Raw genomic sequence first — 13,682 nt, 5'->3', positions numbered from 1 at the left:
GTTCAAGCAATGAAAACTGAAATTAACGATATGATTAAGAAGCTTCCAGTACTGTTTTTATGTGTTACGTTGACTTTTTGTGCAAAACCCAAGGAAAGGGAAAAACAAAAAGAAAATCTTGATCTTCAGTACATTGAAGCAGCTGAAAAATGGACGGAAGCATTACCTATTGGAAATGGCAGTTTAGGCGCCATGATTTATGGAGGTGTGGCCCAGGAACATATCCAGTTTAATGAAGAAACCCTTTGGCGTGGACAGCCCCACGATTATGCCCACGAAGGTGCAGGCAAATATCTCGGGGGAATCAGGGAATTATTAACTGAGGGTAAACAGCTTGAAGCTCAAAAATTGGCTCAGGACCATTTTATGAGCGATCCCATAAAACAAATTCATTATCAGCCGTTTGGCGATATTTATATCGATTTTAAAGATCACGACAACTTCAAAAACTATAAACGCGAACTAAATTTAAATAATGCCGTTGGTTCGGTATCATATACGGTTAACGATGTGGATTATAAGCGGGAGGTATTCTCCAGTTTTCCTGATCAAGTTATTGCCATACACTTAACGGCGAGTAAAGCCAAAGCCCTTAATTTCGACTTGTGGTTGGATGCCATCCATGAAGACAAATCCGTAATGACGACAAACGATTCGCAAACCTTGGTGGTAAAGGTGAAGGATGGTGTTTTAAGAGGTGTTTCAACCTTAAAGATAATAACCGACGGGAATATTGAAAACACCGAAGGGAAACTTCAAATAACCGAAGCTTCAAAAGCGACGGTCTATTTGACCGCTGCAACGAATTATATCGATTTTGAAGATGTGTCGGGTAACCCTGAAAAAATAGTTCCGGAAACCTTGGCCAAGGTTTCGAATACCGATTACGAAGCCGTTAAGTCGAAACACATTGCGGATTATCAAACGTTATTCAACCGTTTTGAGATCAGTTTTGGGGATAACGGTAAATCGGCAAATCCGACCAACCAAAGGATTTACGATTTCTGGAAAGATCCCAATGATCCGCAATTGGTGGCCTTGTATGTGGAATACGCACGCTATTTGACCATTGCCAGTAGTCGTCCGGGAACAAAACCAGCTACACTTCAGGGTATTTGGAATGATCAATTAACTCCCCCTTGGTTTAGTAGTTACACCACGAATATTAATTTGGAAATGAACTACTGGCCGGTAGAAATGTATAATTTAAGTGAATGCCACGAACCCTTGTTCGATTTAATTGAAGACCTATCGATTACGGGGGCAAAGGTTGCTAAGGCGCATTACAATGCCGACGGTTGGATCGCACACCATAATGTGGATATCTGGCGTGGTGCGGCCCCGGTAAATGCTTCACACCATGGTATTTGGTTGGGAGGGGCAGGTTGGCTAAGTACCCATATTTGGGAGCACTATCTGTTTACACAGGACAAAGGGTTTTTAAAAGAAAGATATCCGCTTATTCGGGAGGCGGCCTTGTTCTATTCCCAATATTTATACAAAGACCCACAAACAGGATATTTAATAAGTTCCCCATCCAATTCCCCGGAAATAGGAGGTTTGGTTGCCGGGCCGACCATGGACCATCAGATTATAAGGGCATTGTTCGATATCACTATTGAGGCAGCTGCTATTTTAGGTGAGGATACCGATTTTGCAGCGGAATTAAAAACCCTTATTCCACAAATAGCGCCAAACCAGATCGGTAAACATGGGCAGTTACAAGAGTGGTTGGAAGATAAGGACGATCCCGAGGTGCATCATAGGCATGTATCCCATTTATGGGGGGTTCACCCTTGGAATGAAATCAACTATGAGGATACCCCCGAATTCATGGAGGCGGCAAAACAATCCTTAAGATTCAGAGGGGACAATGGCACGGGATGGAGTTTGGCTTGGAAAATCAATTTCTGGTCCAGGTTTAAAGATGGGGATCATGCTTATGAACTATTGCATAAACTACTGAGTCCTGCCGAAAAACCGGATGGTAAAGTCGGGGGTGGCTCGTATTCCAATTTGTTCGATGCACATCCACCGTTTCAAATCGACGGTAATTTCGGAGGGGCTTCGGGTATCTTGGAAATGCTTATCCAAAGTCAATTGGGGAAGATAGAACTACTACCGGCTTTACCGCAGGCACTACCACAAGGAAGTATTTCCGGCGTTTGCGCCCGAGGTGGTTTTGAGTTGGATTTCACTTGGGAAGATTCGCGGCTGACCGGCGTCAAGGTATTATCGAAAGCTGGGGGTAAGTGTATTTTGGTATATGGGGATAAGCAAATGGAATTGGAAACCGAAAAGGGCGGAACATATTCTTTTGATGGCACATTACAATCATTATAAAAAAGCAGACATGAAAAAATTAGCAATCCTTTTGACCCTTGTTTTTGGTTGGAGCCATTTGGTCTTGGCCCAGAAGAAAACAGAAAAACCCAACGTGATACTGATTTTCACCGACGATCAGGGCTATCAGGATGTCGGGGTTTTTGGGTCGCCTTTGATCAGTACGCCAAACCTGGATACGATGGCATCAAACGGGATGAAGTTTACCGATTTTTATTCTGCATCCTCAGTATGTTCACCCTCGAGGGCGGCGTTGTTAACAGGGGCATACCCTCCCCGTATCGGAGTGCCAGAAGTGCTATGGCCCAACATACCCGGGGGATTGTCGAATGAGGAGTATACGATAGCCGATATGCTTAAAACCCAAGAGTATGCCACTGCATGTATCGGGAAATGGCATTTAGGGGATAGGGATCAATATATGCCGACCGCTCAAGGGTTCGATATGTATTATGGTATTCCATATAGCAACGATATGTCGGTTTATCCAGAAGCAAAGGTCTCAAAACACATTTTATTCAGGGAAGGGATGACCATGGATAGCCTTAGGCAAAAGAAATGGAGGAAAGGTAAAGTTCCGTTAACCGAGCAAAACGAAATCATCGAATATCCCGTAGATCAAAACACATTGACCCAGCGCTATACCAAAAAGGCAGTGGAGTTTATTAAAGAGCATAAAGAAGGCCCTTTCTTTTTATACCTGGCACACTCAATGCCCCATATTCCTTTACATGCCTCAGAAGCATTTAAGGGAAAGAGTAAACGAGGTCTGTATGGGGACGTAATCGAGGAAATTGATTGGAGTGTGGGTGAAATTTTAAAAACTCTGGACACTTTAGGCTTGGACGACAATACTTTGGTGATCTTTACTTCGGATAACGGACCGTGGGATTTAAAGAACGGACATGGCGGTAGCGCCTATCCATTGCGGGGTTATAAGTTCGACACCTACGAAGGCGGCATGCGTGAACCCATGATCGCACAATATAAGGGGAAAATACCTGCGAATACCGTTTGCAACGAGCTTGCTTCAACGATTGATATCTTACCTACATTAGCCTATTTGACCCATAGTGATTTACCCGAAAAACCTATCGATGGCAAGAATATCTGGAAATTGTTGTCCGGTAAGAAAAGTAAATCACCCCATTACAAGGAAGGGTTTTATTACTATAAGGAATCAACCTTGGAAGCCGTGCGAAAAGGCGATTGGAAATTAAGGGTTACCACAGACGGGGTCGCTTTATATAACCTGAAGGAAGACATTTCGGAAAGTAGGAATATAGCCTCCGAACATCCTAAAATCGTTGAAAAATTGCAAAAAATGATGGAAGGGTTTGATAAGGAGCTACAAGGGAACAAAAGGAATAAGGAACATTTATTAAAGAAATAATGTCAATACAATCGATCCTGAAAATAGCGGTACTCAGTATTGTACTATGTTCGTGCAAGTCAAAAAAGGAGCCAGTACAACCCAATATCATTTATATATTGGCCGATGATCTGGGGTATGGCGATGTTTCATCGTATAATGAGAATTCCAAGATAAAGACACAGTACATCGATAACCTGGCATCAGAAGGCGTCATGTTCACCGATGCACATACCAGTTCTTCGGTTTGTACCCCCACCCGTTATGGTGTTTTGACAGGACGTTATAATTGGCGTACCACCCTTAAAAAAGGGGTGTTAAGCGGGTATTCCAAATCACTCATACAACAAGAGGAAACCACGGTTGCCGATTTTTTGAATGAAAATGGGTATGCTACGGCATATATCGGCAAATGGCACTTAGGGTGGGATTGGACCTTGGAAAATACCGACTCATTGGGTATAGACCATCTAAAGGCCCGTCCCCAGGTAGATTATACCATACCGGTTAAAAACGGACCTAATACCCACGGATTCGATTATAGTTATGGCTTTTGTGGTTCTTTGGATATGCCTCCTTATGTATGGGTTGAAAATGGCATGCCTACTAAGGTGCCGACAGATACCACCAAGGGCAAAAAAGGTCAGGCAACCTGGAGAAAAGGACCGACATCCAAAGATTTTTCCCATGAAGAGGCCCTGCCGGAGATTACGGAACGCACGGTGAATTTTATTGCTGAAAATGCAAATAAGGACAAACCGTTTTTCATTTATATGCCATTACCGGCACCGCATACCCCTATTCTTCCCACCAAGGAGTTTCAAGGGAAAAGTGGTTTGGATAACCCATATGGGGATTTTGTTTTAATGGTTGATTGGGTGGTTGGTGAAGTCACAAAGGCATTGGAACAAAATGGGATTTCCGAAAACACATTGATCGTTTTCACTAGTGATAACGGTTGTTCCCCTGCTGCCAATTATAAACAACTAAAGACCAAAGGGCATAATCCAAGTTATGTATTTAGGGGTTTTAAATCCGATATTTATGAAGGAGGCCATCGCGTACCGTATATCATGAGTTGGAAAGGAACCATTGAACCCACCAAATCGAATCAGTTGGTTTGTACTACGGATTTATTTGCAACCGTAGCCGATTTAATAGGGGCCGATTATGCTGATGACGTAGCTGTTGATAGCTATAGTCACCTTGCGGTAACGAACATAAAATCACAAAAACCTTTAAGGAAAAGTATTGTACACCATTCCGTTGATGGGGAGTTCGCCTATAGAAAAGGAGACTATAAAGTCAATTTTTGTTTCGGTTCCGGTGGTTGGAGCTACCCAAGTAAGAATGTAAAGAAAGCGGTTTTGGACACTCTACCCAAAGTGCAGCTCTATAATGTAAAAGAGGATATGGCGGAACAAAACAACCTCCAAGCCGAATTTCCGGAAGTGATCACCGAATATAGGACCGATTTACTGCAAATCATCAATAACGGTAGAAGTACCGAGGGGGAAAAACAAATGAATGACACCGTTGAGGATTGGCCACAGTTGGAGCACATAAAATAAAGTCCATATTAATTTAAAAGAGAACAAGTTGAAATACTTACTTAATATAACACTGATTGCCCTTTTTGGAATTTGTATTTGGTCATGTTCACAAAATCGGGACGATGAAAATCCGGCTTACAAGAATCCCAACCTATCAGTCGATGAACGTGTTGAAGATTTATTGGGTCGAATGACGTTGGAAGAAAAGTTCTGGCAAATGTTCATGATCCCTGGGGATTTAAGCATTGGAAAAGATAAATTGAAACATGGTATTTTCGGGTTTCAGATTTCATCCAAAGGAAAGAATGACAATGCTGCTGAACAGATTATGGATTACGGTTCAACGGGAAGTGCCAAACAAATGGCGGAGGAAATCAATGAGATACAGCGTTACTTTATAGAGGAGTCGCGTTTGGGCATTCCTATCATCCCGTTTAATGAAGCTTTGCATGGTTTGGCCCGGGATGGAGCCACTGCTTATCCACAGGCTATAGCTTTGGCCGCCACCTGGGATACCACTTTAGTGGGGAATGTGGCCAAAGCGATAACAAAAGAAACCAAAACCAGGGGTATTAGACAAATACTTTCACCTGTTCTGAATATCGCCAGGGATGTACGTTGGGGACGTGTTGAAGAGACCTATGGGGAGGATCCCTTTTTAACCACACAAATGGCATCTGCTTTTATAGGGGCCTTTGAACGTGAGGATGTCATTACCACGCCAAAACATTTTGTGGCCAATGTGGGCGCAGGAGGTAGGGACAGTTACCCTATTAGTTTTAACGAACGCCTGTTGGAGGAAATCTATTTTCCGGCATTTAAAACCGTATTTCAAAAAACCGGGGCAAGGTCTGTAATGACGGCCTATAATTCTGTTGATGGTAGTCCGTCTACCTCAAACGAATGGTTGCTTCGAAAAAAGTTGAAAGAAGAATGGGGCTTTGACGGGTTTGTGATTTCTGATGCGGGAGCAACGGGAGGGGCCAATGTGTTGCATTTTACTGCGGCAAACTACGCAGAATCCACCGAAGACGCCGTTGAAGCGGGATTGGATGTCATGTTTCAAACCAATTACAATCACTATCCACTTTTCTGGGAAGCCTATGAAAAAGGGATGGTTGACTTAGCCGCCATAGACGAAGCGGTAAGTCGTATCCTAAAAGCAAAATTCGAATTGGGATTGTTCGAGGATCCATATGTAGATGTTGAGGAAGCTGCACTTTGGAACGGTCACAAAGACCATAGGGAGTTGGCTCGGACAGCAGCGGCAAAATCCATGGTATTGTTAAAGAATCAAGATCAAGTGTTGCCGTTGAAAAAGGCGGCCAAAGTGGCCCTTATCGGGTATGATGCCAAGGCTGCCCGTTTAGGGGGGTATAGCGGTCCCGGTAACGACAAAGTATCCATATATGATGGGGTTGTCAATAAAATTGGGGAGGCCAATGTTTCCTGTGCAGAAGGAGTTACCTTTAAAGAAGAATCCTATAAAGTGGTTGCCTCAGAATTCCTTTCTACCGTTGAGGATGGAGAAGAAAAGACCGGCCTGAGTGCATCGTATTTTGATAATATCAAACTTAGCGGTACGCCAAAAGTGGAGCGAATCGATAAAAAGATCCAATTTGGATGGACCCTCTTTTCCCCGCATGAGGATTTACCCTACGATTGGTTTTCTGCACGATGGACAGGGAAATTAAAGGCGCCCAAATCAGGTTTGGTCCATATCGGTATTGAAGGAAATGACGGGTATCGATTTTACTTGGACGGGGAATTGATTATTGACAATTGGCAGAAACAATCCTATAACACCGTGGTAAAACCGTTCAGGTTCCAAGCAGGTAAGGAATATGATATAAAATTGGAGTATTTTGAATCCGCAGGGAATGCCAAGTTCAAGATGATATGGGATCATGGCGTAGTGGATGATTTGGACAAACAAATTTCAGATGCAGTTTCAGCAGCAAAAAAAAGTGAAGTGGCTGTAGTGGTTGCCGGTATACATGAGGGCGAATTTAGGGACAGGGCCCTATTGGATTTACCGGAAAATCAAGAAAAGTTAATTAACGCCGTTGCTAAAACAGGTAAACCTACAGTAGTTGTTCTCGTTGGGGGTAGTGCCATTACCATGGCCGATTGGAAGTCCAATGTCGATGGAATACTGATGGCTTGGTATCCGGGTGAAAATGGGGGTAACGGCTTGGCCGATGTGTTGTTCGGGGATGAAAGTCCTGCCGGGCGTTTACCCATTACCTTTCCTGTTGATGCGGCCCAATGTCCGCTGTATTATAACAATAAACCCACGGGAAGGGGTGATAACTACCATAATCTTACGGGGCAACCTTTGTTTCCTTTCGGTTATGGGTTGAGCTATTCGTCCTTTGAATATAGCGACCTTGAGTTTAGTAAAAACAATATCGCCAAGAATGATACCGTCCAAGTTTCCTGTACAGTGGAGAATACCGGTCAATTTGATGGGGATGAAGTGGTTCAACTGTATATCAGGGATGAATTGGCTTCAGTGTCAAGACCGATAAAGGAATTGAAAGGGTTTCAACGTATTTCATTGAAAACGGGGGAGAAAAAGCAAGTCACATTTGAGCTGGATTCGGAAAAATTATCCATGCTGGATAAAGATTTGAACTGGGTAGTGGAATCCGGGAACTTTAGGATTATGATCGGGGCATCATCAAAGGATATTCGCCTAAGAGGTATATTAAACGTAAAATAATAAGTTATGAAAGTATTTAAAATCGCAGTTATTTTTGTTCTATTGGCCAGTTATTCATGTAAACAAGAGCCTGAAATAAAGGTAGATTGGGTAAGTTCTACAAACGATGACCTTTGGGAGACCAAAGTCTATACCGGAACAAGTGAAGGGGAGTTGGCTAAAATTACGATCAATTTAGATTTAAGTAAAAAGCAACAGACTATAGATGGTTTCGGAGGTTGTTTCAATGAATTGGGATGGGAAGCTTTAAATATGGTAACCCCGGAAGAAAAACAACAGATCCTAAATGATTTCTTTGACACTGATTCAGGATGCAAATTCAACATTTGTAGAATGCCGATAGGGGCCAATGACTATGCGGTTAACTGGTATAGCCATAACGAAACCGATGGGGATTTCGCCATGGAAAATTTCTCTATCGATAGGGATAAGGAACGTTTGATCCCATACATCAAGGAAGCGCAAAAAATAAATCCTGAAGTAGAAGTTTGGGCCTCCCCATGGTGTCCACCTTCTTGGATGAAGCACAGTAAGCATTATGCCTGCAAGTCGAACCCCGAGTTTAACGATCTACCGGAAGAATGGAGCTCAACCGAAGAGTTGGTGTCCCGTTTTATTACAGAACCGGAATATTTTGAAGCGTATGCATTATACTTTGCAAAATTTGTAAAAGCTTACGAAGAAGCAGGTATCGATATTAGTGCGGTACACGTACAGAATGAACCCAATTCAGCTCAAAATTTCCCGTCTTGTGTCTGGAAACCTCAAGATTTAGGAATATTCATTGCTGATTATCTAGGGCCTAAATTCAAATCTGAGAACTTGGATACGGAGATTTGGTTGGGTACCGTCGAGCGTCCACAATTGGAAAGGGTAACCGATGTTATTGAGTATAAGAATGCAAAAGAGTATGTAGATGGAATCGGTTTTCAGTGGGCCGGTAAAGGGGCGATAAAAGCGGTTCATGCCACTTATCCCGAAATGCGATTGATGCAGACCGAAACCGAATGCGGTGATGGGTCCAACGATTGGAAGGCGGCTGAACATACCTTCGGTTTAATGAAGCATTATTTTGAAAACGGCGCGAATTCGTACATGTATTGGAATATGGTATTGGATGAAACAGGCAAAAGCCAATGGGGTTGGAAACAAAATTCAATGATCTCTATCGACAGTAAGACCAAGGCCATCGTGTACAATCCTGAATTCTACTTAATGAAACATTTGAGCGCTTATGTGGCTCCAGGCTCCGTAAAGTTATTGGCTGCCGGGGATGTCGCAAATACCATTGCTTTTTACAATGAAGCCGATAAAACCGTAGTCGTTTTGACGTATAACGATACGGATGAAAGACAAGAACTCAATGTTACCATAGGGGAGGAAGTCGTAAAGGCAGCCATTGAGGGTAAATCGTTCAACACCTTGGTGGTTTCGATTTAATACGCTAAAGCTTTAAATGGAAATTAAAGGGTTATGAATGTATTTGGGGTGCACTCATTTTATGGGGTGTAAATCAAAAGGGTAAAGATTATAGTTCGATCATGAATAAGATATATAAGTTGTTGGTGGTAATGCTCCTTCCCCTAATGATAGGGTGTAAGCAGATGGAGGTACCTCAAAGGCCCAATTTTGTATTTATCATGGTCGATGATCTGGGGAAAGAATGGATAGAATCGTATGGGGCAACGGAAATCGAAACCCCTAACATCAATAAGTTGGCAGAAACGGGAATTACATTCGACAATGCCTACTCCATGCCACAGTGTACACCCAGTCGGGTGGCCTTGATTACAGGACAATATCCGTTTGCCAATGGGTGGATAAACCATTATGATGTACCCCGTTGGGGGCATGGGGTGAATTTTGATGCCGATAAAAATCCAAGTTTTGCCAAAGCCTTGAAAAATGACGGATATGCCACCTGTATAGCGGGAAAGTGGCAGATCAATGATTTTAGGATCGAACCCAAAGCCATGGAAAATGCGGGTTTTCAGGAATATTGTATGTGGACGGGGTACGAGTCGGGTAATAAACCCAGTGAAAATCGGTATTGGGACCCTTATATCTTCACGAAAAATGGCAGCAAGACCTATGAAGGTGAATTTGGGCCTGATATTTTTTCGGATTTTATCATCGACTTTATGTCAAAGAACAAGGATAAGCCCCTTTGTGTTTATTATCCAATGGTTTTAACACATGCCCCTTTTGTGCATACACCCCACGAACCTGAGGCAAAAACCAAATACCAAAAGCATCAGGCGATGGTACGTTATACCGATTTCATTATCGGGAAAATAGTGAAGTCATTGGAAGATAATGGTATGCTGGATAATACATACCTCATATTCACCACCGATAATGGTACCTCCAATGGCATCATAGGAAAAAGGGATGAGGTATATGTTAGGGGAGGGAAATCGTTTTTAACCGAAAATGGAATCAATGCGCCCTTTTTGGTCTTGACCCCAGATAAGATGCATTTCACGACCGATGCCCTTATTGACTTTACCGACATATACCCGACATTACTTGATTTGGCGAATGTCGGGAATAAGGCCGAAACGAGTGGCTACTCATTTGCGGATGTCTTGGAAGGGGAGCGTGTAATCGGTAAGCGGGATTGGATATTGGCTATGGGCGGACTATCGGCAAAAATAGGTGAGGACGATCGAATGGAAAATTGGTTCCGATTTAGGGATCGTGTGCTTCGCGATAGGCGATATAAGGTGTATACCGATACTTTAAAACGCATAGTAAGGATGTTCGATTTACAGTCAGACCCTTATGAAACCCATAATCTGATTGGAGAAGGGGCATCGGCCCAGGTACTCGAAAAATTCGAAGGTATATTGAATGGTCTTCCTGATCGGGATACACAGCCTGTTTATACGAAAACAGTGGATAGCCTATACAATGTTCCTATTGAAAAATTGAATTGTTGCGGTGGGCCGAAAGGAGCTAGAAAAACGAATATGTTGCCTCTGGCGACCGAAGAGGCATTTTTAAAATTAAGTAGTAAGGAATAAACACATAACGGAATTAAATTGGAAAGAAGGAAATTTTTAAAGTATGTAGGGGCCACCTCCATTTATATTGGGGTTTCTTCCTGCGCATCGACAGGTTTTTTTAGAAGGAAGTACGATGAAGGGGTATGTAGGGAAGCATGGGGCAAACTTGCGAACAAGGGTGAAGCCTTTGCATATGTAAATCCGGATAAGAAACTTCCCAATGTGTTTATTTATGGCGATTCCATTTCAATAGGCTATACCCCAACAGTAAGAACCGAATTGGAAGGAAAAGCCAATGTGTTTAGGTTTCATAAAAACGGACAATCAAGTAATAAGTTCATCCCTTTTATGGAAAAAATGAAAACGACCATGTTTCAGCCTTACTTGAAAGGTGGTTGGGATTTCGATTGGGATGTTATTCATTTTAATGTCGGGTTGCACGATTTAAAATATGTAAAAAACGGTAAGCTCGATTTAGAAAACGGAAAGCAGGTAAACACCATTGAAAAGTATAAGGAAAACCTACATGGGATTTGTGAATATCTGATGAAGGAATATCCAAAAGCAAAATTGATTTTTGCTACGACCACCGCAGTTCCTGATGAAGGTGCCAATGGCAGGGTTGCAGGCGATAGTGTAAAGTACAACAAAGCGGCTTTGGAGGTTTTGGCAGATTATCCATCAATTGCCATCAACGATTTGTACAGCTTTACCAAACCCAATGCCAAGGACTGGTTTATTAAACCCCGTAACGTACATTATAACGATTTAGGCAAAAAAGAACAGGGGAAAGAAGTTGCGAAAATTATTGCTGAAAACTTGTAATCATGAACAGAATAGTACTCATTATATCATTATTTCTTATTTCCATAACCGGTGAAGCACAAAAGAATTCCCCGAATTTCATACCACAGCCCGAATCCGTTCAGTTTTCCGATGGTGTGTTTGTTCTCGACCAAACCACTAAGGTATTTGTTCCCAAAAAATTCAGGGGACAACTCATACCTTATGTCGCTGAAAAGATACATTCCGATCTAGGTCTCAACCTTGTGTATTCCTATAATGGGCCCGATAAAGGGGAAAAACACATTCTATTTAAACTGGAAAAAAGGGCTTCGTTAAAAGAAGAAGGCTATCTACTTGAAATAACACCTGAATCGATTGTGGTCATGGCAAAAGACTATGCCGGACTATTCAATGGCTTTCAGACCTTACGGCAAACGTTCCCATTGGAAAATACCGGGGAAGTCCGTATACCCGCTATGGAGGTTAAGGACAACCCCAGGTTTCAATGGCGCGGAATCATGTTGGATGTTTCCAGACATTTTCAACCCAAGGAATTTATCCTAAAACAAATAGACGTTCTTTCTTCGTATAAGGTGAACAAATTCCACTGGCATTTAACAGATGACCAAGGGTGGCGTCTCGAAATCAAAAAGTATCCCAAGCTAACGGAAAAAGGAGCTTGGAGAGCGGATAGAAGTGGCGTTGCATGGTGGGAAAGGGAAAAAGCCACAGCGGAAGAGCCCAAAACCGTTGGAGGGTTTTATACCCAAGAGGAAATCAAGGAAGTTATCGCCTATGCCAAGGTAAGGAATGTGGAAGTCATTCCTGAAATAGATGTTCCCGGCCATAGTAAAGCGCTTGTGGCATCGTATCCTGAACTGTTTTGCTATGATGATCCAGAAGTAGATTTTGAAGTGGCCGTTGGCGGTAAAGCCCCTGATAATACGGTTTGTCCAGGTAAAGATTATTCCTATGGATTCCTAAACGACGTCATTAAGGAAGTCGCTGCATTGTTCCCTTCCGAATATTTGCATATCGGAGGTGATGAGTGCAATAAAAAGAACTGGAAAAAGTGTCCGTATTGCCAAAAAGCAAAATCGGATAACGGATTGGAGGATGAGGAAGAATTACAAAGTTATTTTATCCAGCGTATTCACAAATTGGTAAAAAAGCAAAAGAAGACCATGATCGGTTGGGATGAGATTTTAAGTGGAAATGGAGCCCCGGGAGCTACGATCATGGCTTGGAGAAGGGGGAAGTATAACCCGCAAATAACCGCCCCCCAAGAAGGCTATCCCACGATAATGACATCCTATAAATATTCATATATAAGTCAGGTGCAGGGACCTACCATTACAGAACCGGAAGGGCCAAAGGTGGTTTTACCGCTTTCAAAGGTTTATGGTCATGAGCCGGTAGCAGCCGAACTTACTGAAGCCCAAAAAGAATTGGTACTGGGTAACCAAGCTAGTTTATGGGGGGAGTTTACACCTACCCAAGAACATTGCGAGTATATGCTATACCCTAGGGCAATAGCCAGTGCTGAGGTTTCATGGAGTTTGCCCGAAACCAAGAATTGGGAACGTTTTCAAACCGCTTTGGAAGATTACCATTTTGACAAATTGGAGCGTAAAGGTATTAACGTTTCTAAAAGTTTGTACAGTGTATATCCTTCCTATGCTATAGACCAATTGCATGGAGAAGCAATTGTATACCTGCAAACGGAGAGCGTGGGGTATAGGATAAGATACACTTTGGATGGCTCGGAACCTGATATTAATAGTGCGGTATATACCAAGGCGTTTAGGGCAGAACCCAAAAGCCTACTTAAAGCCGCCTTGTTCAATGACAAAGGGGAACAAAAAGGAAAAATTTTAGAATTAAGATTGAAATAA

Annotated in this window: 8 protein-coding genes; all 8 read left to right on the top strand. The window is 42.5% G+C overall.

Annotation, left to right across the window (positions count from 1 at the left end; genetic code table 11):
- Nucleotides 1–9 precede the first annotated feature (9 nt).
- The 8 genes from GJ691_RS14425 (at nt 10) to GJ691_RS14390 (ending at nt 13,682) form a co-directional block, all read left to right on the top strand.
- Nucleotides 10–2,343, top strand: coding sequence for a glycoside hydrolase family 95 protein (locus GJ691_RS14425; protein WP_218944458.1), 2,334 nt, complete (start codon nt 10–12; stop codon nt 2,341–2,343).
- Between the two features lie 10 nt (nt 2,344–2,353).
- On the top strand, nt 2,354–3,736 hold the full coding sequence (locus GJ691_RS14420; protein ID WP_154368110.1) for a sulfatase family protein: 1,383 nt from the start codon (nt 2,354–2,356) through the stop codon (nt 3,734–3,736).
- Nucleotides 3,736–5,286, top strand: a complete 1,551-nt coding sequence (locus GJ691_RS14415) for a sulfatase family protein (protein ID WP_154368108.1) — start codon at nt 3,736–3,738, stop codon at nt 5,284–5,286. Before GJ691_RS14420 ends, GJ691_RS14415 begins: the two co-directional genes overlap by 1 nt.
- 28 nt (nt 5,287–5,314) lie before the next feature.
- Nucleotides 5,315–7,993 (top strand): glycoside hydrolase family 3 protein, encoded by a 2,679-nt coding sequence (locus GJ691_RS14410; protein WP_246200193.1) that lies wholly within the window; start codon nt 5,315–5,317, stop codon nt 7,991–7,993.
- Between the two features lie 6 nt (nt 7,994–7,999).
- Complete coding sequence (locus GJ691_RS14405; RefSeq protein WP_154368106.1) at nt 8,000–9,433, top strand: glycoside hydrolase family 30 protein; 1,434 nt, start codon at nt 8,000–8,002, stop codon at nt 9,431–9,433.
- A 101-nt stretch (nt 9,434–9,534) separates the two neighbouring features.
- Nucleotides 9,535–11,019 (top strand): sulfatase family protein, encoded by a 1,485-nt coding sequence (locus GJ691_RS14400; RefSeq protein WP_154368104.1) that lies wholly within the window; start codon nt 9,535–9,537, stop codon nt 11,017–11,019.
- Nucleotides 11,020–11,037: 18 nt separating this feature from the next.
- Complete coding sequence (locus tag GJ691_RS14395) at nt 11,038–11,826, top strand: SGNH/GDSL hydrolase family protein (protein ID WP_154368102.1); 789 nt, start codon at nt 11,038–11,040, stop codon at nt 11,824–11,826.
- 2 nt (nt 11,827–11,828) lie between these two features.
- Nucleotides 11,829–13,682, top strand: coding sequence for a beta-N-acetylhexosaminidase (locus GJ691_RS14390; protein WP_154368100.1), 1,854 nt, complete (start codon nt 11,829–11,831; stop codon nt 13,680–13,682).

The sequence above is a fragment of the Maribacter luteus genome (genome assembly GCF_009674825.1).
Taxonomy (GTDB): domain Bacteria; phylum Bacteroidota; class Bacteroidia; order Flavobacteriales; family Flavobacteriaceae; genus Maribacter_A; species Maribacter_A luteus.
This window is presented reverse-complemented; position numbering and strand designations above follow the sequence as displayed.